Raw genomic sequence first — 23632 nt, 5'->3', positions numbered from 1 at the left:
GCGAGCAAGCCCGCTCCCACATTGGATCTGCGTCGTACACAAAATCTGTGTTCACTGAAGATCTGCTGTGGGAGCGGGCTTGCTCGCGAAGGCGCCGGCTCAGACAACGCATGCCTCAGGTCGGGCAGGTTTCGGCACCATTATCCAGGCCTTGCTTGTACACATGGCTCTGCAAGCTGGCCTTGCCGTTGTGCCAGGTCAGGGTGAGTACATACAGCGAGTCGTAGTCGCTGGACTCCCAGTCATCCGTGATGGTCATTTTCTTGCCGGTGGCGTCGCCGGCAACCTTGTTGATCAGCTCCGGCAGATAGCCGTGGGACCAGGCCGTGTAGATGACCGCATTGTGGTACTTGTCGTGAAGCAGTTCATCGGCCAGGTCACTGGTGTCATTGGCGGAAAAGTTGATGTTCACCGGCAGGCCAAGCTTGATGGCGCTTGGGCTGATGGTCATCAGTGGGCGGATGTAGCTGTAGGAATTGTCGAACTCGCCTTCCTCGACGTTCCGCGTCGGGTTCGCCGCAAACACATAGTTGGCCTTGCCGAACTTGTCCGGCAGCAGCGTGGCCAGGTCGATGGCGCGGTTCAGTCCCTGGCAATTGAGCTGGCCCAGGCCTCCGGCGGGTTTTTCCCCGTGACGCAGGAAGACCAGCGTCTGGGTGCCATCCATCGGTTGGGCGCGACTCAGGCCGGACTCCAGCGTCAGGCACACCGCGCTAACCACCAATAAGGCGGGCAACAAAAGGTAAGCGCGATGTTTGAAGCGTTTGGCAAAATTAAACAGATTCATGTGTAAAGGGTCTTCAGCGCAATTCGGTTAAGGCTGACAAACCTCTACACCACGATTGTCCTGCGTCGGGTGTTTTCCATGTCATTGAAGCCGGTCCGTCATCAAAGGGGTGGTTCTCAGAGTCCCCTGAGCCCGTTTGGTTCGATTCCGGCCGAGTGGGCGGCAATGTACCGGTAACCTTCACGGGTTTGCAGCGAAGGTTATCGACAGGATGTTGCACAATTGTGGACACGCTACACCGGAGGGCGTTGAAACAGTCGTGATTTCTTTTGATCTCGCCTATCAGCGAGATCGATGGCTTCAAGGGATCGCTGAGCCGATATCTACATTATGATCGTCACTCTCAATCTCTTCGTGGATCGTGCCCATGACCGATTTGTCCGCATTCCCCATCACCCGCAAATGGCCTGCCCAGTATCCGGAGTGGATTCAGCTGTACTCCTTGCCGACCCCCAACGGCGTCAAGGTCTCGATCATGCTCGAAGAGATCGGCCTGCCGTATGAACCTCACCGGGTAGGCTTCGACACCAACGACCAGATGTCCCCGGAATTTCTTTCCCTGAATCCCAACAACAAGATTCCGGCGATCCTCGACCCCCACGGACCGGACGACCGGCCGCTGGCGCTGTTTGAGTCGGGCGCGATTCTGATCTACCTGGCCGACAAGAGCGGGCAACTGCTGGCCCAGGAGTCGGCACCGCGCTACGAAACGATTCAGTGGCTGATGTTCCAGATGGGCGGTATTGGTCCGATGTTCGGCCAGCTCGGGTTTTTCAACAAATTCGCCGGCAAGGACTACGAAGACAAGCGTCCCCGTGACCGCTACGTCGAGGAAAGCAGGCGCCTGCTCAAGGTGCTGGACGATCGTCTGCAGGGGCGCGACTGGATCATGGGCGAGCGCTACACCATCGCTGACATCGCCATTTTCCCGTGGGTGCGCAACCTGATCGGCTTCTATGAAGCCGGCGATCTGGTGGGTATCCAGAACTTCCCTAACGTCACGCGGGTGCTGGAACGCTTCCTGGCGCGACCGGCGGTGGTGCGCGGGTTGCAGATTCCAGGCCCCGTCTCCAGCTGATCCACCGCATTACCTGTGGGAGCGAGCTTGCTCGCGAAAAACGTAAGGGCAACGCGAACATTCAGACAATGCGCGTTATCGTTTACGACCATCGTCGGAGCGCCGCCCGGAGCAAGCTCGCTCCTACATTTCGTCCTCTGAAATTCAGGAATACCCATGTCCAGTCAGTTCCCCGAAGCACGCCCACGCCGTCTGCGCCGCAATGCGAGCCTGCGCAGCCTGTTCCAGGAGACCGAGTTCAGCCTGAACGACCTGGTACTACCGATTTTCGTCGAAGAAGAAATTGACGACTTCGTGCCGATCAACAGCATGCCCGGCGTGATGCGCATTCCCGAGTCGAAGCTGGCCGGCGAGATCGAGCGCTACGCCCGTGCCGGGATCAAGTCAGTGATGACCTTCGGCGTCTCCCACCACCTGGACAGCAGCGGCAGCGACACCTGGCGCGAGGACGGCCTGGTTTCGCGCATGTCGCGCATCGCCAAGGACGCGGTGCCGGAAATGATCGTAATGTCCGACACCTGCTTTTGCGAGTACACCGACCATGGCCATTGCGGCGTACTGCACAACCATGAAGTCGACAACGACCAGACCCTGATCAACCTCGGCAGGCAGGCCGTCGCGGCGGCCCGGGCCGGTGCCGACGTGATCGCACCCTCGGCGGCCATGGACGGGCAAGTCCAGGCGATTCGCCGGGCGCTCGATGACGCCGGGTTTACCCAGACGGCGATCATGGCCTATTCGACCAAATTCGCTTCGGCGCTCTATGGCCCGTTCCGCGAGGCCGGCGGCAGTGCGCTCAAGGGCGACCGTAAAAGCTATCAGATGAACCCGATGAACCGCCGCGAAGCGATACGCGAATCGTTGCTCGACGAACAGGAAGGCGCCGATGCGCTGATGGTCAAACCGGCCGGTGCATACCTGGACATCATCCGCGACATCCGTGAAGCCTCACGCCTGCCGATGTCGGCCTATCAGGTGAGCGGTGAGTACGCGATGATCAAGTTTGCCGCCCAGGCCGGGGCCATCGATGAAGACCGTGTGGTGCGCGAGAGCCTGGGGGCGATCAAACGCGCCGGGGCAGACCTGATCTTTACGTACTTTGCGATGGACCTGGCGCTGGCGGGGATCTAAGGACCACCGCATACCCCCTGTGGGAGCGGGCTTGCTCGCGAATGCGGAGTGTCAGTGACAGATGTATTGACTGACACACTGCATTCGCGAGCAAGCCCGCTCCCACATTTTGATCGGTGTTGCATCAGGGCGCGCCGAAAAACGGCCGGATCCCGTGATCACGGAAATACCGTTCGATCACTTTCGGGTCCGCACAAGTTTCGGCAATCGCCACATAGGTATCGGGCCGCAACAGATAAAAGCCGTTGCGCCCCAGGCCCGCGGTTTCGAACGCCGGTCGCCAGTCGAACACATGCAGTGGCAAATGGTGCTCGTGGCACCAGGCGATCATCTCGTCGCTGGTGTCGCCATAGACATGTACCTGCCAGGTCAGGCACTTGAGCGACTCAAAATTATCCCCCTCACCGTCATGGGCCCAGGGCAGGCGATCGCCACCATGCACGTGCCCGGCAACGCCCGTGCTCAGCGGCATTCCACGATAATTCAGAGTGATCTGCGACACCGTGCGAAACATGAATTCGCGAGAGGTTTCGAACGAGGTTATTTTCGGTATCAAGAACGGGGCCAGGCGTGTACGCAGCAAGTCGGCAATTCGCCCATCGGCGGTGACGAAGTTAAATACCCGGTCGGTGGTGGCCACCAGTTTGCGTGCAAACGCGATGCGCTCGGTTTCATAGGTGTCGAGCAGTCTGGCCTCTGCGCCGCCGCTCAACACGGCCGCCAGTTTCCAGGCCAGGTTGATGGCATCGCCAATCCCGGTGTTCATGCCCTGGCCGCCCGCCGGGCTGTGCACGTGGGCGGCATCCCCCAGTAAAAACGCCCGGTCATTGCGGAAGTGATCCGCCACCCGATGATGTACGCGATAGGTCGAAAACCAGTTCAGTTGCTCGATCTTCACCTTCATGTGCTCGATGGCCCTGCTGCTGACGTCCTCGAAGCGCAGGGTCTCGGCGTGTTCGGCGCGTTCGTCGCGTACCGTGCCGATCAAGCGCGCGCGACCACTGCCGGCCAGCGGGAACACGGCGAGGAAGTCTGCCTCGTCGAGGTCCACATGCAGTTCGCCGTTGAATGTCGGGCCGCTGCCCTGTACGTCGGCGACGTAGAAAATCTGCTGGTAAGTCCCGCCGGGAAACCCGGTATCCAGGGTTTTGCGCACAATCGACCGGGCACCATCGCATCCAGCCAGGTAACAGGCCTGGCAGATTTCCTGCTGACCGTCGGGCAGGTGCAGCGTGGCTGTTATGCCGTCTGCGGTTTGCTCGAAGCCCGCCAGTTCGGTGTTACGTTCCACTGTGATACCGAAAGCGTTCAGGCGCTCGATCAGCAGCCGTTCGTGTTCGTCCTGGGGGAAAATCTCGAGAAACGAGTAGGGCGTCAGGCCTTCACCGATCTGAGACAGGGGCAGGCGCGCCACGGGCTCACCCTTTACCCAGAAGTTGCCGGCCGTTACTTGATGTCCGTTTTGCACCACGGCGTCGTCCAGTCCGAGCTGGCGATACAACTCCAGCGTCCGTGCCTGGACGGCCAGCGCCCGGGACGTGGTGCCGGGGGCGGAGGATTTGTCGACGATCCGCACGCGCACGCCGAGTTTGCTCAGCCACAACGCCAGGACCAGCCCGGTGGGGCCGGCGCCGATGATCAACACGTCGCTGCGGTGCATGAACCTGTCCTCCTCGCGGTGTGAATCAAGTATGGTCCAGTCGGGGAGGGCGGCAACCGTCGGACTGTCACGGACGTAGCCGCTGACCTGCCATTGGTCGTATGGTTGGCCCGGACCAACGGATTAGATGGAACGACATGCAAATCAGATTGATCACAAGCGTCGCAGCGTTGCTGGTATTGGCCGGTTGCGGCAGCCAACGGACCCAGGAACCGGTGGCGCGCAGCCCGGCCGAAGTGAAGGCCGAGATTGTGCGTTTGCTACCGGCCAAGGCTGCCGATCGCCAGGGTTGGGCCACGGATATCCAGGTGGCGTTTACCGCGCAAGACATCTCGCCGACTACGCAAAACCTGTGCTCGGTGCTGGCGGTGACTGAACAGGAGTCGACCTTTCAGGTCGATCCGAGCGTACCGGGCCTGGGCAAGATCGCCCGCGACGAGATCGACCGCCGTGCCGCCAAGGCACATATTCCCGGCCTGTTGGTGAGTGGTGCGTTAATGCTCGACTCGCCCAACGGCAAAAGCTACAGCACCCGCCTGAATGCCGCGCGCAGTGAAAAGGAACTGAGCGCTGTTTTCGATGACTTCATCGGCATGGTGCCGATGGGCAAGACCCTGTTCGGCGGCTTCAACCCGGTGCATACCGGCGGGCCGATGCAGGTCAGCATTGATTTTGCCGAGCAGCAGGCCAAGGGTTATCCGTACCCGGTGAAGGGCTCGATTCGTCATGAAGTGTTCACCCGGCGCGGCGGCATGTATTTCGGCATTGCGCATCTGCTCGGCTATCCGGTGAGCTACCCACAGCCGTTGTACCGCTTTGCGGACTTCAACGCGGGTTGGTACGCCAGCCGTAACGCCGCGTTCCAGAACGCGGTGAGTCGGGCTTCCGGTATCCCGTTGGCGCTGGATGGCGACCTGGTGCGCTACGGTTCGATCATGCCCGGCACCACGGAACTGGCCGTGCGTACCCTCGGCAAGCAACTGGACATGCGCAATCCGACGATCCGGGCACAACTGGAAGAGGGGAACACCCTGGCGTTCGAAGACAGCAAACTCTATCGGCGGGTTTTCGAACTGGCCGAACGGGCCGAGGGCCGGCCGTTACCCCGTCAAGTGTTGCCCGGGATCGTGCTGCAAAGCCCGAAAATCACCCGCAAACTCACCACCGCGTGGTTCGCCAAGCGAGTCGATGAACGCTACCAGCGCTGCATGGCGCGGGCAGGGCAGTAATCGCGGCGCAAAAAAAGCATAAAAAACCCGGCGGGTGAGGCCGGGTTTTCATTGAGTCCTGCGGTCAGGCACTGCATTCAGACAGCGCGGCTTTCGATCAAACGATCCGAACCACCTTCGGCGACGCGGTTTTGCAGGAGCTTGTCGGAACCGCCTTCAGCGACGCGGTTTTGCAGCAGTTTGTCGGAACCGCCTTCGGCGACGCGGTTTTGCAGGAGCTTGTCGGAACCACCTTCAGCGACGCGGTTTTGCAGCAGTTTGTCGGAACCACCTTCAGCGACGCGGTTTTGCAGCAGTTTGTCGGAACCGCCTTCAGCGACGCGGTTTTGCATCAACTTGTCGGAGCCACCTTCAGCGACGCGGTTTTCGATCAGGCGATCCGAACCACCCTCGGCCACACGGCTTTCAATCAGACGATCCGAGCCGCCTTCAGCGACTACAGGTTGAGCAGAGTTTGCGGCGAAAGCGTTAACTGCGAAAACCGAGAAAGCGATGCTGAGGAGGGTTTGGCGTTTCATGATGGTGTGCTCCGGGGTGCTTATGGGTTGGTATGGAGCAGATGTTACGCCGGGGATTTTTTAAGAGAACTTCATTGAGATGATGGTGAACATCGACGGCAATGATAGGACCGACGCCAAACCCCAAGTGAGCGTGATGGTGCGATCGTCGGATGGTCGTGGTGTGGCGGGTGGTGGCTTCTACACTGGTTAGCTGGCGCGATCCTCAGCCGCGACGCTTGATGCGGCACTGCAGAGGTTACGGTATGCAAGGAGACGTTTATGTACCAGCTCTACGGCCATCAGAACTCCGGGGCGGCGGCCATCGAAGCTGCCCTTGAACTCTGTGATGTTCCTTATCGCTTCATCGATGTCGAGACGTCCGCGGAGGCGGCCCAGGCGCTGGAGAAGCTCAACCCGCTCAAACAGATTCCGACCTTGCAGCTACCCGATGGCGCTGTCCTGACCGAGAGCGCGGCGATCCTGATCCACCTCGGGCTCACCTTTCCCGCATCGGGATTGTTGCCGCAGGATCCGGCCGAGCGGGACCAGGCCATTCGCGGCATGGCGTACATCGTCAGCAATTGCTATGCGGCCATCGGCATCATCGATTACCCCGAACGCTGGCTGGCCGAGGCGGATGAGTTGTCCAGGCAGAACCTCATGGAGGGCGCCCGCCGACGCCTGCACTGGAGCTGGGAGGTGTTTGCCGATCAGTTTTCGGGTGAGTTGTACCTGGGCAGCGAAAAACCAGGGGGCCTGGATGTGCTGGCGGCGGTGATCTCGCGATGGGCGGGCAGCCGGGAACATTTGCGCAACGCCCGGCCGGGGTTTTTCGCCTGGCTGGAACGCATCGACCGCCACCCGGCACTGGCACCGGTGTTCGCCCGGCATTGGCCGGCCTGAACACTGAAAAACCAATGTGGGAGCGGGCTTGCTCGCGAAGGCGGTGGGTCAGTCAACATTAATGCTGCCTGACACTACGCCTTCGCGAGCAAGCCCGCTCCCACAGGGGATCTTCGGTGTGTCGAATTATTCCCCGCGAATGTACTGTTCCAACTGGCGAATCAGTTCAGCCTGTTCGGCAATGGCTTCCTTGACCAGGTCACCAATCGACAGCAGGCCGATCAATTTGCCGCCTTCGACCACCGGCAAGTGACGCAGGCGTCTATCGGACATGATGCCCAGGCAGGTATCCACGGTTTGATGGGTGTCGACGGTAATCACCGGTGACACCATGATGTCGCGCACCGGCGTGCCCACCGAAGAGCGGCCGTGCAACACCAGTTTGCGCGCGTAATCCCGTTCGCTGATGATGCCCAGCACTTCATCATTTTCCACCACGAGCAAGGCGCCGACGTTTTTCTCGGCCATCTTCATCAGCGCTTCGAGCACCATGTGGTCGGGTTTGATCTGGTGCACTTCCTGATTCTTCTGATCTTTGAGCTTGAGCAGTTGGGCGACGGTTTTCATGGTGGTTACTCGGGTGTTGTCGTTGTTCTTGAAGAATCGTAGACGCAAGCGTTCAGGGCAAGGGCGAAAGCGGCAGATAACACGCAAAAAACGTCATTTGGCGGTTTTTCTTTGGTAAGTCTCCTTTTCAGGCCAGAAATCACCTTGTGGGAGCGGGCTTGCTCGCGAAAGCGTAGTGTCAGGCAGCATTCATGTTGACTGACCCACCGCCTTCGCGAGCAAGCCCGCTCCCACAAGGGCGGTGTCTGCCTGACAGGTCTGCGGCAAACGCGCTATCGCAACTGATGACGGGTAGAATCCCCCTCTGAATCAGTTTCGAGGTTTGCAGTGGTGGATCTACAGCAGGGCTTCGTCCTGACCCGGCATTGGCGCGACACCCCGGCCGGTACGGAAGTCGAATTCTGGCTGGCGACCGACAGCGGTCCCCGGCGTATCCGCCTGCCTCATCAACCGTCGGTGGCGTTCATCCCGGCTGCGCAGCGTCAGCCCGCCGAAGGTGTTTTGCATGACGAGAAAAACGTCGAGCTCAAGCCCCTGGCCCTGCAGGATTTCGAACATCGCCCGGTCCTCGGTCTCTATTGCCAGCAACATGGCCAGTTGATGCGCCTGGAAACCGCGTTGCGCCGGGCCGGTGTCGAGGTGTTCGAAGCCGACGTGCGCCCACCGGAACGCTACATGATGGAGCGCTTCATCACCGCGCCGGTGCGCTTCAGTGGCACACCGGATGCCGAGGGCCTGCTGCTCGACGCGCAGATGAAACCCGACCCCGATTACCGGCCGAGCCTGAAGCTGGTGTCCCTGGACATCGAGACCACGGCCCAGGGCGAGTTGTACTCCATCGCCCTGGAAGGCTGCGGCGAGCGCCAGGTGTACATGCTCGGTCCGCCTAATGGCGATGCCAGCCAGGTGGATTTCCAGCTCGAATACTGCGATTCGCGCACCCTGTTGCTGAAAAAGCTCAACGACTGGTTTGCCCGGTTCGACCCCGACGCGATCATCGGCTGGAACGTCGTGCAGTTCGACTTGCGGGTGCTCCACGAACACGCCCGGCGCCTGGCGGTGCCGTTGAAACTGGGGCGTGGCGGCGAGGAAATGCAGTGGCGCGAACACGGCAGCGGCAACCATTACTTCGCTTCAGCCGCTGGCCGCTTGATCATCGACGGTATCGAGGCACTGCGTTCGGCGACCTGGAGTTTCCCCTCGTTCAGCCTGGAAAACGTCGCGCAAACCTTGCTCGGCGAGGGCAAGTCCATCGACAACCCGTACCAGCGCATGGACGAAATCAATCGCATGTTCGCCGAGGACAAACCGGCGCTGGCCAAATACAACCTGAAGGACTGCGAACTGGTCACGCGGATTTTTGCCAGGACCGAGTTGCTCACCTTCCTGCTGGAGCGAGCCAGCGTCACCGGTTTGCCGGCCGATCGCATGGGCGGTTCGGTGGCGGCGTTCACGCACCTGTACATGCCGCTGATGCACCGTCAGGGTTTCGTGGCGCCGAACCTCGGTGGCAAGCCACCCGAAGCCAGCCCCGGCGGTTTTGTCATGGATTCGCAGCCGGGACTGTACGAGTCGGTGCTGGTGCTCGACTACAAAAGCCTCTACCCGTCGATCATCCGTACCTTCCTGATTGACCCCGTGGGACTGATCGAGGGGCTCAAGCACCCGGACGACAGCGAGTCGGTGCCGGGATTTCGTGGCGCGCGCTTTTCCCGCACCCGGCATTGCCTGCCGTCCATCGTCGCCCGGGTGGCCGAAGGCCGGGAAACCGCCAAGCGCGAACACAACGCGCCGCTGTCCCAGGCGCTGAAAATCATCATGAACGCGTTCTACGGAGTGCTCGGCTCCAGCGGTTGTCGTTTCTTCGACACGCGCCTGGCGTCGTCCATCACCTTGCGTGGGCACGAAATCATGCTGCGCACCCGCCAGTTGATCGAAGCCCAGGGGCATGCGGTGATTTACGGCGACACCGACTCGACGTTCGTCTGGCTGCGTCGCGCCCATGGCCAGCAGGAGGCGGCGCAGATCGGCCAGGCGCTGGTGGCGCACGTCAATCAGTGGTGGCGCGAGCACGTGCAGCAGGAATACGGCTTGCAGAGCGTTCTCGAATTGCAGTTCGAAACCCATTACAAGCGCTTTTTGATGCCGACCATTCGCGGCGCCGAAGAAGGCAGTAAAAAGCGCTATGCCGGGCTGGTCACCCGGGACGACGGCAGCGACGAAATGGTCTACAAAGGCCTGGAAACCGTGCGCACCGACTGGTCGCTGCTGGCCCGGCAGTTCCAGCAGGAGCTGTATTCGCGGATCTTCCTGCGCAAGCCCTATCAGGATTATGTGCGTGACTACGTGCGCAAGACCCTGGCCGGTGAATTCGATGACCGGCTGATCTACCGCAAACGCCTGCGCCGCACCCTCGATGACTATCAGCGCAATGTACCGCCCCATGTGCGCGCGGCGCGCCTGGCCGACGAGTACAACGACCGGCAGGGGCGCCCGCGGCAGTATCAGAACGGCGGCTGGATCAGCTACGTGATCACCGTCGCTGGCCCCGAACCGCTGGAAGTGCGCAGCGCGCCCATCGATTACGACCACTACATCACCCGGCAGCTGCAACCGGTGGCGGACGCGATACTGCCGTTTGTCGACGACGACTTCTCAACTCTGATTGGGGGGCAACTGGGCCTGTTTTGAGTCCATCAGCGACAGGGTCCAGTCATCCAGGATGCCGTGGAAGTACTGGTTCAAGGCTTGCTGGAAAAGGTTGTCGGCATCGGCGACCTGGGCAAACAGGGTCATCGAGGAATGAAACTTCAGGTCATCGGGATGACCGAAAATCCCCGCTACCGAGCGCTCCCGGATGTTCAGCACTTCCTGGGTGCAGGTACGCAGCCGGGCGCCCAGTAACGGATGCTCAAGGTAGGCCAGGGCTTCCTCCCGCGAGCGGATGGCAAAGCGGCGCGACATCTCGCTGTCGCCGAGCCCGGCAAACTGCGGAAAAATGAACCACATCCAGTGACTGCGCTTGTGTCCGTTGTTCAGCTCGTTTTGAACCCGGTCGAATACCGGGTCCTGAGCCTGGAGAAAACGTTGCAGATTGAACGGGTCCAGGTGGTCGGTGCTTCTCATGGCGAAGCTCTCTGACAGGCTGCGGTGGTTCAGACCATGGCCAGCCGCTGTTTGCGTTGTGGCGCGTGAAACGCTTGGTCCAGCGCCTCCAGATCCCCGGGCTCAAGCTGCAACGTGGCGGCCTGGGCGTTGAGGCGTACATGTTCGAGTCGGACCGCCTTGGGGATGGCGATCACTCCTTCCTGACGCAGTATCCAGGCCAGTGCCACCTGAGCCGGTGCGACGCCGTGACGGGCAGCTACCTGCTTGAGCGCGACGTCCAAGAGCATTTTACCGCCTTGGCCAATCGGGCAGTAAGCCATGACCGGCAACCGCCGTTGTAGGCTCCAGGGCAGCAAATCAAATTCTATGCCCCGTTGCTCCAGGTTGTAGAGCACCTGATTGGTGGCACAGGTCGGGGCGTCCAGTTCCAGCAGGTCGTCGAGGTCGAAGTTGGACACGCCCCAACGGCCAATCTTGCCGGCTTCGCGCAAGCGCTCGAAGGCGTCGACGGTTTCTTCCAGAGGATACTGACCCCGCCAATGCAGCAGATACAGGTCGATGTAATCGGTGCCAAGCCTGCGCAGGCTTCGCTCGCAAGCCTGGGGAATGCCCAGGCGACTGGCGTTGTGCGGGTACACCTTGCTGACCAGAAAGACGTTGTCGCGCTGGCCGGCAATGGCATCGCGCACCACTTCCTCGGCACCGCCTTCGGCGTACATTTCCGCGGTGTCGATCAGGGTCATGCCCAGCTCGATACCCAGGCGCAGTGCCGCGACTTCTTCCGTGTGCCGTGAACGGTCTTCGCCCATCTGCCAAGTCCCCTGGCCGATGACCGGGACCCTGTTGCCAGCCAGTTCAAGCGTGCGCATGCAAACCTCCTTTATGAATGCCGATGGTTATTTCAGTGGGCACCAGAATAGTCCATCGGTTCCGCCGCAGGCTGCGAACTCTTGAGCTGCACCTTGCCGGTGATCGATTGCTCTGTGCCGATACTGCACTTTTTCGAAATGTCCGGCTCTATCCATGGCAGCCTGCGGCGATCCCCACCGCCGGCCCATGCCCAAGTCCAAGAACCCATGGCTCGAGTGTCACCCACGATCACCACTAAAATCCGCCGTCATTGCCTGCTGCTTGCAGGTTTGTCGATGCTCTACGTCACCGGTTGCAGTCAGCAGCAGGGCGGCGACATCATCAACCAGATGCGCGAAGGCAAACCCCAGGAGTTCCTGCAGACCAGCGTCGACCGCATGGCCACCCTGACCATGCGCGACAACCTCAACAGCCTTTACCTGCTGATGAGCAAGCTCTATCTGCGTAACCCCGACGAGCTGAAAAAATCCGGTTTCCTCGATGCCCGCACCGCTGGCAAGCAAGTGCGCATGGCCATTGAGCTGCAGCAACCATTGCCGACCCTGGGCGGCAAAAAGGACCTCGCGGCCCTGCGTTTTGCCATGAGTCCGGAGTTTCTGGGCGACCGGGTCGGGGCGTTCATCTATGCCATCGGCAGCATGCTGGTGACCGCCCACGGCAATCGCCTCGAGTTCTACATGACCGACACGATTAACCCGGTATTTGTCAGCAATGCCGCGCGCAATATCGAAATCGCCACCTGGATCCTCAGCCAGCGACAGAACAAAGAGGGCCAGCCCTTGCTGTTCTCCAACGAAATCTCGGAGGAGGGCAGCAACCTGAGCTTTGCCGTCGAGTTCGGCAAGATCGTCGCCCGGCTGGACCTGCTGACCCGGATGCTCGACGAACGCTACCGGCGCATCGGCGTGAACTATGCCCAGAGCCTGCTGTTCCTGAATTTCCTGCCGGTGCAGTGAGCACGACACATATTCCTTGTGGGAGCGGGCTTGCTCGCGAAGGCGTAGTGTCAGGCAGCATTAATATCGACTGACCCACCGCTTTCGCGAGCAAGCCCGCTCCCACAGGGGGAATTGAGTTCAGGGTATAAAGATAGATCGCATCGATATAACTGGTTATAAGAAATATCGCTATGCTGCGGGCCAGATTTCCCCTGCGATCTTTGTGGAAGTATTCATGGATTTAGTGAACATCGGGTTGGTCGTTGCCGGGCTGGTTGTCGGCTTCATCGTCGGCATGACGGGCGTAGGTGGCGGGTCGCTCATGACCCCGATTCTGCTTGGATTCGGCATCAACCCGGCGACGGCGGTCGGTACCGACCTGCTGTACGCCGCCATCACCAAGTCCAGCGGCGTACTGGTTCACCGCAAGAACAACAACATCGACTGGGCGATCACCGGCTGGCTGACCTTGGGCAGCGTGCCCGCGGTGGCGTTGACGCTGTGGTTCCTCAGTACCCTGCACAGCGCCCCCGAGTCGATGAACGCGATCATCAAGCAAGCCCTCGGGTTCGTGTTGTTCGCCACGGCTCTGGCGATCCTGTTCAAGAAGCGCCTGCTCGACTTCGCCCACAAACGTGCGGGTGGCAACTACAACCCCAGCGGATTGCGCTTGAACGTGATGACGGTCATCACCGGGCTGGTCCTTGGCGCCATGGTCGCGCTGACGTCCATCGGTGCCGGTGCACTGGGCACCGTGGCACTGTTCATTCTCTATCCGATGCTGCCGACCCGCCGCCTGGTGGGGACTGAAATCGCCCACGCCGTGCCGCTGACCCTGGTCGCGGGCCTTGGCCACGCCAGCATGGGCAACATGGATTGGCACGTCTTGGGTTACTTGCTGGTGGGCTCGTTGCCGGGGATTTACCTGGGCAGCCACCTGACCGGGCGCATCTCCGATGAATTGCTGCGCCCTTGCCTGGCGACCATGCTGTTGCTGATCGGCTACAAACTGGCGTTCTGAATCAAGCCGCCGCGCCAGCTTCATTCGCGGGTGAATATTTCCAGCAGATGCCCGTCCGGGTCATCGAAATACACCCGCCGTCCTCCCGCGTAATCATTGATCTCCCTCAGTCGCTGCTTGCCCGGGTCGGCCCACCATGGCTGACCGTTGGCTTGCAGGCGTGCGAAGGCCGCATCGAACTCCTCATCGCCAATCAGGAATGCGTAGTGCTGAGACGCAATCGGCGGCTCGTTGTCGTAGAAATCCAGTGATACGCCGTTATCCAGTTTGACGATCAGCATGGGGCCGAAGGGCTCGGGGGCAGGCAGGCCAAGGAGGCCCGTCAGGAAATTCGCCGAAACCTGCTTGTCCCGGCACCAGACGATGGTGTGATTCAACTGAGTACTCATGGGCAAGTCCTCACAAGGGATCAGGCTGGTTGCCATGAGTCTTCAGATTAGCCCAGCCTGTTGCGCAATGACCGCCCTGACCTAAGCTTGGGGCAAGGCGAACAATATTTGCGGTATGTCACCCGGAACGATCGCCGCGATGCGCAATCATTAGAGCGTGAATATCAAAAGGAGATGCGCATGCTCATCAGGTCACTGACACTGGCTACTTTGCTGGCGATTGCCGGCACCTCATTCGCCGCCGATGGCGACTCACCGCTGGACATGGACAAGGGCAGGGCCCGGCCACTGATCGTCATCGCTCCGAGCACGGTTGATCCGACCTGGGTGAGCCTGAAAAAGTCCCTGGATGAGCCGGCCAACCGCAAGGGCTTCACCGACCGCAACATGGTGCTCTACACCGTACTCAACCTGATGGGCCAGCGCGACGGCAAGGACCTCGGGCCACAGGACACGGCGGCGCTGATCCGCTCGCTCAAGCTGGGGGCCGGCGCCAAGACCAAGGTGATTCTGGTCGGCAAGGACGGCGAAAAGAAACTTGACCAATCGGACGCCATCAAGCTGGAAGATGTTTTCAGCGTTGTCGATCAGCTGCCGGCGGCCGAGAAAGAATTTACCGCGACCGTGGCCGCTCCCGTCACTGAAGCCGAGCCGGCGGCAAAAGGCGCCAAAGGTACAAAACCTGGCAAACCGGCCAAGCCCGCCAAGCCGCCTGAAATGCCGGATGATTGATCCTCTATCTGGCGACAATGGCAGGCTTTTCTGTGGGAGCGAGCTTGCTCGCGATAGCGTCGTAACAGTCGATACAAATGTTGAATGTCAGACCTCCATCCTCGGAGCGCCGCCCGGAGCAAGCTCGCTCCCACAGATGGATCAGCAACTATCGGGCAAGGGCACTCAGTATCTGATGAGCGATCCTGACCCGTTGCGCATTGGGATAATTCTTGTTGGCCAGCATCACGATACCGATGTCCTTCGAAGGCACGTACGCCACATAAGCCCCGAAGCCACCGGTTGAACCTGTCTTGTTGATCAGCACGTTCTGCGGCTGCGCCTGCGGCGGGTTCAGCCACTGGACTTCATGGGCCTGCATGGCCATTGGCGTGGAGTTGCCGTCCAGCAAGCGATCCAGTGTGATCGGGTATCGATACATCTCCCAGCCCAAGCCCTGGGTCATATCGCCTACGGTGTAGTAACCGCTGTGAGTCAAGGCGATGGCTTGCTGCAACGGCTTTTCCAGGGACGCCGGCTTCATGTTCGCGCCGACATAGCTGAGCAAGTCTGCGGCGCTGGTCTTCACCCCATACGCCTCGGAATCCAGCGCGCCCGGCCCCACCCGTACCGGTTTGCCGTCCTTGTTGTAGCCCTGGGCGTAGAGCGCCATCTGATCCTGCGGCACATGCACATAGGTGTGCCGCAAGCCGAGTTTTGGCAGCAGGGTCTTCTCCATCAGGTCATCAAACGGCTGGCCCATGCTGTGGGCGGCGAGGTAGCCGAACAGGCCCAGACTGGGGTTCGAATACAGTCGGTGGCTGCCGGGGGCGTAGAGCGGTTTCCATTGTTTGTAGTAGCCGAGCATTTTGTCGGCCGAATCAGATTCAGCAGGAAATTGCAGGGGTAAACCGCCAGCGCTGTAGGTGCCCAGTTGCAGCACACTGATGTTGTCGAAAGCACTGCCACGCAAGGCCGGCAGGACCTGGCTGGCCTTGTCGGTCAGGGACATCTTGCCGGTGGCCTGGGCGTAGGCGGCGAGGGTGGCGGTGAAGGTTTTGCTGACGGAGCCGATTTCGAACAGGGTGTCTTGTGTGACGGGGTTGCCGGTTTCTATCGAGGCGACGCCATAGTTGAAGTAATGCGCCTGGCCGTTGACGGTGACCGCCACGGCCATGCCATGGATACCCTCGGCCTGCATTACCGGTTGTACAGCGGCGTTCACCACTGTCTCGACTTGATCCTGTGCGGCGCACTGGCCCGCGGCGAATATCGCCATGCCAGCGGCGATGGTTTTCAGCCTGTCCATATTGGTTTCATCCGTCGTTGATTCAGTTGCGCGTCATTTTAGGGGCTCAAGCGCCATGCTCCGAGCGCTTTTTAAAATTGGCCGCCATCAGGCGGCCACGCGCAACCCTTGATTCAACGCGCTTGGCGCTTCAACGCACCAGGCAAGGCCGCTTGTTGTCGAACTTCCAGCCGGGCATCAGGAACTGCATCGCCACGCTGTCATCCCGCGCCCCCAGGCCCATGCCTTTGTACAGCTCGTGAGCCTTGGCGACCTGATCCATATCCAGCTCGACCCCCAGCCCCGGTTTCTGCGGCACCTGCACGCAGCCGTCGACGATTTGCAGCGGGGCCTTGGTCAGGCGCTGGCCATCCTGCCAGATCCAGTGGGTGTCGATGGCGGTGATCTCGCCCGGCGCCGCTGCCGCGACATGGGTGAACATCGCCAGGGAAATGTCGAAGTGGTTGTTAGAGTGCGAACCCCAGGTCAGGCCCCATTCGTGGCACATCTGCGCCACGCGCACCGAACCCTGCATCGTCCAGAAGTGCGGGTCGGCCAGGGGGATATCGACCGACTGCAACTGGATCGCATGGCCCATCTCCCGCCAGTCGGTGGCGATCATGTTGGTCGCGGTTTTCAAACCCGTGGCGCGACGGAATTCGGCCATGACTTCTCGACCCGAGTAACCGTTTTCTGCCCCACACGGGTCTTCGGCGTAGGCCAGCACGTGGTGCTGATCGCGGCACAGGCGGATGGCTTCTTTCAGTGACCAGGCGCCATTCGGGTCGAGGGTGATGCGCGCATCGGGGAAGCATTCGGCAAGGGCTGTGACCGCTTCGATTTCGGCGTTGCCGCTGAGCACGCCGCCCTTGAGCTTGAAGTCCTTGAAGCCATAACGCGCGTGAGCCGCCTCGGCCAGGCGGACTACCGCATCGGCGGTCATGGCTTTCTCGTGCCGCACGCGGAACCAGTCGTTGTCGGCGTCCGGTTCGCAGCGGTAGGCGAGGTCGGTTTCGTTGCGATCACCGACGTAAAACAGATAGCCGAGCATCTTCACTTCATCGCGCTGCTGGCCTTCGCCGAGCAGGGCGGCCACCGGTACGTCCAGGTGCTGACCGAGCAAATCGAGCAATGCGGCTTCCAGGCCGGTGACGGCGTGAATGGTGATGCGCAGATCGAAGGTCTGCAAACCGCGGCCACCGGTATCGCGGTCGGCGAAGGTCTGGCGTACCTGATTAAGGATTTTCTGATAAGTGCCAATCGGGCTGCCGACCACCAGGCTGCGCGCGTCTTCGAGGGTCTGGCGAATGCGCTCGCCCCCCGGCACTTCGCCAACGCCGGTGTGGCCGGCGTTGTCCTTGAGGATCACGATGTTACGGGTGAAAAACGGGCCGTGGGCGCCGCTCAGGTTGAGCAGCATGCCATCGTGGCCGGCGACCGGAACCACTTGCATGCTGGTGATGACCGGGGCTTTTGCGGTGTCTTGTGGGTTCATTTTCCAATCCTTAAAAAGCAGAATTCAGGCGTGGTCGGGAGCGGGTTTGCCCAGCGCCACGGCAGGTGCGGGTTTCGGTGTGTTGCGGGCAGCAAACACGATGATGGCGGCGATGATCGAAGTCGCGGCCAGGCCGTACAGCCCGCCCTGAATGGAACCGGTGCGCTCTTCCAGCAGGCCGAAAGTGGTCGGCGCAACGAAGCCGCCGAGGTTGCCCACCGAGTTGATCAACGCGATGACGCCAGCGGCAATGCGCGCATCCAGATAGGCCTGGGGAATCGGCCAGAACAGCGACGAGGCCGATTTGAAGCCCAGTGCTGCAAAGCAGATGGCGACAAAGGCGTAGACCGGCCCGCCGGTGGTGGACATGAACATCCCGGCAGCAGCGATCAGCAGGGCAGTGGCGACCCAGGCTTGCTGGTGTTTCCATTTGGCCGACAAGGAAGCGAAGGCGTACATGCCGACAATCGACAGCAACCACGGAATCGAGTTGAACAGCCCGACCTGGACATCGCTCAGATCGCCCATCTTCTTGATGATGCTCGGCAGCCAGAAGGTCGCGGCGTAGATGGTTAGCTGGATAAAGAAGTAGATCAGGCAGAACAGGATGATCTGGCGATCCTTGAGCAGTTTGCCCAGCGACGGCTTGATGGGCGTGGCGGCTTCCCGGGCCAGTTGTTCGTCGTCGATGGCCTTGACCAGTGCGTCCTGCTCTTCGCGGCTCAGCCATTTGGCGTCGTGGGGCCTGGAGTCCAGCCAGAACCAGACGAACACGCACAATCCCACCGAAAACATGCCCTCGATGAAGTACATCCACTGCCAGCCGTGCAGGCCCAGCCCTTCGATTTGCAGGAGCAAACCGGACAGGGGGCCTGAGATCAGCGACGCGAGCGCCGAGCCACTGAGGAAGATGGCAATCGCCTTGCCTCGCTCCACGCCAGGCAACCAACGGGTGAAGTAGTAGATCACCCCGGGAAAGAACCCGGCTTCGGCCACGCCCAGCAGAAAACGCAGGATGTAGAAGTGGGTTTCGTTCTGGATGAACGCCATGCCTGCGGCGACCAGGCCCCAGGTCAGCATGATCCGGGTCAGCCAGATGCGTGCGCCGACTTTCTGCAGAAGGATGTTGGAGGGCACCTCGAACAGTGCATAACCGATGAAGAACAGACCGGCACCCAGGCCGTAGGCGGCCGCGCCAATGCCCAGGTCGTGCTCCATGTGGGAGCGGACGAAACCGATGTTCACGCGATCAATGTAATTGACGATGAACATGATGACGAACAGCGGCAAGACGTGTCTTTTGACTTTGGCGATGGCCGACTTCAGCGCTGAATTGGCGTCGTCGTGCATCCCGGAGATGGATGTATTCACTGCATTTTCTCCCACTCGTTATTTTTATGCGGGGTGAAGCTGGGTGTTGCGTTGTTGATAGACATCATACAACTAGGTTTTTTGAACTTGCAACCATGTTTGTCCAATGAAATGGCGGTAATTCAGAGGTTTTTAATTCCATTGGTGGTGCTGAGTGGCCTTTTAAGCGACTCAATATGGGCTTTTGTTGAGTGTTGTCATACAAGCTGAACGAGATTTTTCGGAATTCCCGCCCGGCGCGGTGCTACGATTCGATAGCCCTGATTTCGGACACGCCCATGCAAGAAGACCTCGAAGCACCTGCCCGTAAGCGCAGCCACAACCTGGCCCATGATCTGGTGGAGAAACTGACCCAGCGCATCCTGCTCGGCCAGATGTTGCCCGGCGACAAGCTGCCGTCGGAAAACACCATCGTTCAGGAGCACGGGGTCAGTCGCACGGTGGTGCGCGAGGCGATCTCGAAGTTACAGGCCTCGGGGCTGGTGGAAACCCGGCATGGGATTGGCACGTTTGTGATCGAGCGCGCTCCGGAGCAGGGGCTGCGGCTGAATGTCGATACGGCGTTGGGGGTGCGCAGTATTCTGGAGTTGCGCATGGGTCTGGAAACCCAGGCGGCGGCGCTGGCGGCAACTCGCCGCACCGATCTGCAACTGGCGCAGATGCGTGAAGCGCTGGACGACTATCAAAACCTGCTGGCCAACAACGACAGCTGTGTCGAAGCGGACCGGCGTTTTCATCTGCTGATCGCCGAAGCCACCGGCAACGTCTGCTTCACCGAAATCATGCAGCACCTGGGCAGTGCGATGATCCCGCGCACCCGGGTCAATGCCGCCGAGCGTGGTGCGGTGGACTTGAGCAAGCTCGGTCAGTTGGCCAACCTGGAGCACGAGGCGATTCTCAACGCCATCAAACGCCAGGACCCGGACGCGGCGCGGGCGGCGATGTGGCTGCACCTGACCAACAGTCGCGACCGGTTTTCGCCCAGCTGACTGCGATTTGGGTGTTTTGTCAGTGACACCCAGTCATCGTTCTTCGCGAGCAAGCCCGCTCCCACAGGGTTTTATGTTTGCCGCAGCTCTTGAGCACACCTCAGAACCTGTGGGAGCGGGCTTGCTCGCGAAGGCGCCAGCCCAGACAGCAAAAAGCATGGATCAGACCCGAACAACCTGAGCAATGACCACCCGCCGCTCCAGATTCAACGCCAGCACACTCGCCAACACCACCAACCCGCCGACCACGATCATCAGCGTCGGCCGTTCGCCGAGCGCATAAGACGCAATCACCATCGCCGTCGGCGGCGTCAAATACAGCGTCATCGTCGCCCGACTCAAATCGACATGCGCCAGCACATAAGCCCAGGCCAGGTACGCCAGGGCACTGGGGAATATCCCCAGGGCAATCACCGCAAACTGCACGCGCAGCGGCGCCTGGGCGACTTGATCCACCAGACCGGGCAAGTAGACCAGCAACAGCACCGTCCCGGACCACACCGTGTAACACACCAGCGTCAGCCCGTCGTATCGCCCGGTGTGATGCTTTTGCAGGGCAAAGTAGAGACTCCAGGACACCGCCGCCAGCAGGATCAGCAAGCCATGGGCATCAATGCTGCCCAAGCCATGATCGCCCGCCACCACAATCATCACGCCAAACAACCCGAGCAGCACACAACCCCAGCGCCACAGGCTCACCTGATCCTTGAACACGAAGCGCGCGATCAACGTACTGAACAGCGGCGTGGTCTGGGCCAGGACGCTCGAAGCGCCAGCGCTCACACCCTGTTGCCCGAAGTTGATCGCCACGTGGTGCAGGCTCACAGCAAAGAAGCCCAGGCCGAACATCAGGGGCAGATCTCGCAGGCTCGGCAGGCGAATGCCCTTGAACATCGCGACCACGGCCATGAACACAGAGGCGAGCAGGAAGCGCAGGAGCGCCAGGTGCACCGGGTCATAGGCCTGCAAGCCGATATGGATGCCGGTCGGGGAGTAGCCCCAGCACGCCACGACAAACGCCATGGCCAGAATGATTTTCCAGGGTGAAACGGGGGAGGGTGTGAGCGGCGTCATGGTCGTGCACCTGTGGGTGGATGCACTGAGTATCAGAAAGCGGATCGTTCGCCACAACTGACTTATACTGCGCTAACCGTTCACTATAGGTGATGTATGGAGCTGGCTCAGATTCGCATGTTCAAGACCGTGGCCGATGTCGGCAGCATCGCCCGCGCGGCCGAGCTGTTGCATTGCGTGCCGTCGAACATCACGGCACGGATCAAGGCCCTGGAGGCCGAACTGGGTGTCGCGCTGTTTTTGCGTGAGGGTCGAGGGCTGCGCATCAGCCCGTCGGGGCAAACCTTCCTGGCCTACGCCTCGAAAATTCTTGCCCTCACCGCCGAGGCCAAGCGCGCGGTCGATCCTTCGGCCGAACCCTCGGGGCCGTTGCGCATCGGAGCCATCGAGTCGTCGGCCACCGGGCGATTGCCGCGCCTGCTGGCGAAATTCCACAAGCGTTTCCCGCAGGTGGCGCTGGAGCTGACCACCGGCTCCTGGGGGCAGTTGCTCGACGACACACTCAACCACAAGCTCGACGGCGCCATCGTGGCGGTGGATGTCGAGCGTTCGCACCTCAAGCGCACGCCGATGTACCGCGAAGAGCTGCTGCTGATCGCCTCGACCTCCCTGGGGCCGCTGCGGGATATCAGTGATTTGCAGGACCAGACCGTGTTCATGTGGCCCCAGGGCTGTCCGTACCGGGCGGCGCTGGAGCATTGGTTGTTGCGCAAGGGGCAGGCGCTGCCGATTGTCAGCCTGGCCAGTTATGGCGCGATTGTCGGTTGCGTCAGCGCCGGGGCCGGCGTGGCGCTGGTGCCTAAGGGGATCTTTGACCAATACGCCAAAGGTGCAGGGTGCGCAGGGTTTGAGTTCCCCGAGCTGACCGCCGTCGACAACCTGTTTTACTGGCACGAAAACGCCGGGGTGCACCCGGCGCGTGAGGCGTTTGTGGCGATGCTCCGCGAGGAATTTGCCTGACGCAGTACCTGTGGGAGCGGGCTTGCTCGCGAAGGCGGTGTGTCAGGCAACATTGACTTTGAATGTGCCGCCCCCTTCGCGAGCAAGCCCGCTCCCACAGGGGTTACGGCATGTTGATGTCCCGCATAAGCAGGCCAAAACCCAGCTCCACCGCATCCGGTATCGGCAAATACACCGTATGCCCATCCCCCGGCGCAACGTCGATCGCTTCACCCTTGGCGTTCTGCAACTGATGCAGATCGAAGTGGAAGTTGCCCTTGGGCGTCATCAGCTCCATGTGATCGCCCAGGCCGAAGCGGTTTTTCACCTTGACTTCGGCCAGGCGATCCCGCCGCTGTCCGGTCAGTTCACCGACAAACTGTTGGCGCTCCGACACCGAGCTGCCGTTCTGGTAGTTCTGGTATTCGTCATGTACATGCCGGCGCAGAAAACCTTCGGTGTAGCCGCGCTGGGCGAGGGACTCCAGGTCGGTCATCAGGCCGCGGTCGAAGGCCCGGCCCGCCACCGCATCGTCGATGGCCCGGCGATAAACCTGGGTAGTGCGCGCGCAATAAAAATGGGATTTTGTCCGGCCTTCGATTTTCAGGGAGTGCACGCCCATGTGGGTCAGGCGTTCGACATGCTGCACGGCGCGCAGGTCCTTGGCGTTCATGATGTAAGTGCCGTGTTCGTCTTCGAAGGCGGGCATCTGTTCGCCGGGACGATTGGCTTCCTGCAACAGGAACACCTGATCGGTGGGCGCGCCGATGCCCAAGGTCGGTTCGGGTTCGAATGTCCGGACGATCTCGCCGAGCTGGTTTTCCGTGGCCGGCTGCGCCGAGTATTTCCAGCGACAGGCGTTGGTGCAGCTGCCCTGATTGGCATCGCGCCGGTTCATGTAGCCCGACAGCAGGCAACGCCCGGAGTAGGCCATGCACAATGCGCCGTGCACGAACACCTCCAGTTCCATGGCTGGCACTTGCTCGCGGATCTCGGCGATTTCTTCCAGGGACAGCTCTCGGGACAGGATGATCCGGCTCAAGCCTTGCTGCTGCCAGAACTCGACACTGGCCCAGTTCACCGTATTGGCCTGCACCGAAAGGTGGATCGGCATCTGCGGATAGTATCTGCGCACCAGCATGATCAGGCCGGGGTCGGACATGATCAGCGCATCCGGGGCCATGGCGATCACCGGTTCAAGGTCCTTGAGGAAAGTCTTGAGCTTGGCGTTGTGCGGCGCGATGTTCACCACCACGTAGAAGCGCTTGCCCTGGGCCTGGGCCTCGCGAATGCCGAGGGCCAGGTTGGCGTGGTCGAATTCGTTATTGCGCACCCGCAGGCTGTAGCGCGGCTGGCCGGCATACACGGCATCGGCGCCGTAGGCGAAGGCGTAACGCATGTTTTTCAAGGTGCCGGCGGGGGCGAGCAGTTCTGGCGCAGTGAGGTTCATGGCAGTGTCGGTCGCAAAAGCCGCACAGGGTAAATGCCCTGTGCCAAGGGTTTATTGACCTGGATCTATGCCTGATCAACAAACCGATGGCACTCGCGCGAGCCGTGGCGGACTAAACATCAAGGCGAAAGTTT

Annotated in this window: 22 protein-coding genes; 10 read left to right on the top strand and 12 right to left on the bottom strand. The window is 60.8% G+C overall.

The genetic code is table 11. From position 1 onward, the window contains the following. Positions 1-115: 115 nt before the first annotated feature. Positions 116-787, bottom strand: coding sequence for a histidine phosphatase family protein (locus PspS34_RS19010; RefSeq protein ID WP_102671833.1), 672 nt, complete (start codon positions 785-787; stop codon positions 116-118). 367 nt (positions 788-1154) lie between these two features. On the opposite strand from PspS34_RS19010, the gene PspS34_RS19005 reads away from it, so the two are divergent. After that, positions 1155-1865 (top strand): glutathione binding-like protein, encoded by a 711-nt coding sequence (locus tag PspS34_RS19005; RefSeq protein ID WP_154861428.1) that lies wholly within the window; start codon positions 1155-1157, stop codon positions 1863-1865. Positions 1866-2021: 156 nt separating this feature from the next. Beyond that, a complete protein-coding gene (gene hemB, locus PspS34_RS19000; RefSeq protein WP_154861427.1) occupies positions 2022-2996 on the top strand; it encodes a porphobilinogen synthase in 975 nt (324 codons plus the stop codon). Between the two features lie 124 nt (positions 2997-3120). On the opposite strand, the gene PspS34_RS18995 is transcribed toward hemB, so the two are convergent. Then, positions 3121-4656, bottom strand: coding sequence for an FAD-dependent oxidoreductase (locus tag PspS34_RS18995; RefSeq protein WP_154861426.1), 1536 nt, complete (start codon positions 4654-4656; stop codon positions 3121-3123). Positions 4657-4793: 137 nt separating this feature from the next. On the opposite strand from PspS34_RS18995, the gene PspS34_RS18990 reads away from it, so the two are divergent. Continuing rightward, positions 4794-5885: a DUF1615 domain-containing protein gene (locus PspS34_RS18990; protein WP_154861425.1), complete on the top strand. Its 1092-nt coding sequence runs from the start codon at positions 4794-4796 to the stop codon at positions 5883-5885. Between the two features lie 77 nt (positions 5886-5962). On the opposite strand, the gene PspS34_RS18985 is transcribed toward PspS34_RS18990, so the two are convergent. After that, positions 5963-6403 carry a phage infection protein gene (locus PspS34_RS18985; RefSeq protein WP_154861424.1) on the bottom strand — a complete coding sequence of 147 codons (441 nt, stop codon included), beginning with the start codon at positions 6401-6403 and terminating at the stop codon, positions 5963-5965. Positions 6404-6664: 261 nt separating this feature from the next. Here PspS34_RS18985 and PspS34_RS18980 point away from each other — a divergent pair, with 261 nt between their 5' ends. Continuing rightward, positions 6665-7288, top strand: coding sequence for a glutathione S-transferase (locus PspS34_RS18980; RefSeq protein ID WP_057714019.1), 624 nt, complete (start codon positions 6665-6667; stop codon positions 7286-7288). Positions 7289-7414: 126 nt separating this feature from the next. Here PspS34_RS18980 and PspS34_RS18975 read toward each other — a convergent pair whose 3' ends face one another. Beyond that, the gene (locus PspS34_RS18975; protein WP_007976812.1) at positions 7415-7855 is read right to left on the bottom strand and encodes a CBS domain-containing protein; all 441 of its coding nucleotides are present in this window, start codon (positions 7853-7855) and stop codon (positions 7415-7417) included. Between the two features lie 330 nt (positions 7856-8185). Between PspS34_RS18975 and PspS34_RS18970 the strand changes: the two genes are divergently transcribed. Beyond that, complete coding sequence (locus PspS34_RS18970; RefSeq protein ID WP_174245526.1) at positions 8186-10546, top strand: DNA polymerase II; 2361 nt, start codon at positions 8186-8188, stop codon at positions 10544-10546. On the opposite strand, the gene PspS34_RS18965 is transcribed toward PspS34_RS18970, so the two are convergent. Then, positions 10511-10981 carry a DUF1810 domain-containing protein gene (locus PspS34_RS18965; RefSeq protein WP_154861422.1) on the bottom strand — a complete coding sequence of 157 codons (471 nt, stop codon included), beginning with the start codon at positions 10979-10981 and terminating at the stop codon, positions 10511-10513. The two genes, PspS34_RS18970 and PspS34_RS18965, sit on opposite strands and share 36 nt — an antisense overlap. Before the next feature lie 29 nt (positions 10982-11010). After that, entirely contained in the window at positions 11011-11832 is an 822-nt protein-coding gene (locus PspS34_RS18960; RefSeq protein WP_154861421.1) for an aldo/keto reductase, read from the bottom strand. A gap of 207 nt (positions 11833-12039) precedes the next feature. Here PspS34_RS18960 and PspS34_RS18955 point away from each other — a divergent pair, with 207 nt between their 5' ends. Both PspS34_RS18955 and PspS34_RS18950 read left to right on the top strand, forming a co-directional pair. Further along, positions 12040-12789 (top strand): hypothetical protein, encoded by a 750-nt coding sequence (locus PspS34_RS18955; RefSeq protein ID WP_057716584.1) that lies wholly within the window; start codon positions 12040-12042, stop codon positions 12787-12789. Positions 12790-13006: 217 nt separating this feature from the next. After that, positions 13007-13792 carry a sulfite exporter TauE/SafE family protein gene (locus PspS34_RS18950; protein ID WP_057714023.1) on the top strand — a complete coding sequence of 262 codons (786 nt, stop codon included), beginning with the start codon at positions 13007-13009 and terminating at the stop codon, positions 13790-13792. 20 nt (positions 13793-13812) lie between these two features. Here the strand turns inward: PspS34_RS18950 and PspS34_RS18945 are convergent, their stop codons facing one another. Further along, positions 13813-14181, bottom strand: coding sequence for a VOC family protein (locus PspS34_RS18945; RefSeq protein WP_154861420.1), 369 nt, complete (start codon positions 14179-14181; stop codon positions 13813-13815). 180 nt (positions 14182-14361) lie between these two features. Here PspS34_RS18945 and PspS34_RS18940 point away from each other — a divergent pair, with 180 nt between their 5' ends. After that, positions 14362-14913, top strand: coding sequence for a DUF4174 domain-containing protein (locus PspS34_RS18940; protein ID WP_150814230.1), 552 nt, complete (start codon positions 14362-14364; stop codon positions 14911-14913). A gap of 148 nt (positions 14914-15061) precedes the next feature. Here the strand turns inward: PspS34_RS18940 and ampC are convergent, their stop codons facing one another. The 3 genes from ampC to PspS34_RS18925 all read right to left on the bottom strand — a co-directional run bounded on the left by ampC (position 15062) and on the right by PspS34_RS18925 (position 19046). Continuing rightward, positions 15062-16201 carry a class C beta-lactamase gene (ampC, locus tag PspS34_RS18935; protein WP_150814229.1) on the bottom strand — a complete coding sequence of 380 codons (1140 nt, stop codon included), beginning with the start codon at positions 16199-16201 and terminating at the stop codon, positions 15062-15064. Between the two features lie 130 nt (positions 16202-16331). Then, a complete protein-coding gene (gudD, locus tag PspS34_RS18930; protein WP_159390276.1) occupies positions 16332-17675 on the bottom strand; it encodes a glucarate dehydratase in 1344 nt (447 codons plus the stop codon). 24 nt (positions 17676-17699) lie between these two features. Continuing rightward, positions 17700-19046, bottom strand: coding sequence for an MFS transporter (locus tag PspS34_RS18925; RefSeq protein ID WP_154861418.1), 1347 nt, complete (start codon positions 19044-19046; stop codon positions 17700-17702). A gap of 278 nt (positions 19047-19324) precedes the next feature. On the opposite strand from PspS34_RS18925, the gene PspS34_RS18920 reads away from it, so the two are divergent. After that, positions 19325-20035: a FadR/GntR family transcriptional regulator gene (locus tag PspS34_RS18920; RefSeq protein WP_090456787.1), complete on the top strand. Its 711-nt coding sequence runs from the start codon at positions 19325-19327 to the stop codon at positions 20033-20035. 162 nt (positions 20036-20197) lie between these two features. On the opposite strand, the gene PspS34_RS18915 is transcribed toward PspS34_RS18920, so the two are convergent. Next, positions 20198-21109, bottom strand: a complete 912-nt coding sequence (locus PspS34_RS18915; RefSeq protein WP_154947336.1) for a DMT family transporter — start codon at positions 21107-21109, stop codon at positions 20198-20200. Positions 21110-21205: 96 nt separating this feature from the next. Between PspS34_RS18915 and PspS34_RS18910 the strand changes: the two genes are divergently transcribed. Then, positions 21206-22069 carry a LysR substrate-binding domain-containing protein gene (locus PspS34_RS18910; protein ID WP_150814226.1) on the top strand — a complete coding sequence of 288 codons (864 nt, stop codon included), beginning with the start codon at positions 21206-21208 and terminating at the stop codon, positions 22067-22069. A gap of 103 nt (positions 22070-22172) precedes the next feature. Here the strand turns inward: PspS34_RS18910 and yegQ are convergent, their stop codons facing one another. Then, positions 22173-23498 carry a tRNA 5-hydroxyuridine modification protein YegQ gene (yegQ, locus tag PspS34_RS18905; RefSeq protein WP_154861416.1) on the bottom strand — a complete coding sequence of 442 codons (1326 nt, stop codon included), beginning with the start codon at positions 23496-23498 and terminating at the stop codon, positions 22173-22175. Positions 23499-23632 lie beyond the last annotated feature (134 nt).

This window comes from Pseudomonas sp. S34 (genome assembly GCF_009866745.1).
Classification (GTDB): domain Bacteria; phylum Pseudomonadota; class Gammaproteobacteria; order Pseudomonadales; family Pseudomonadaceae; genus Aquipseudomonas; species Aquipseudomonas jessenii.
This window is presented reverse-complemented; position numbering and strand designations above follow the sequence as displayed.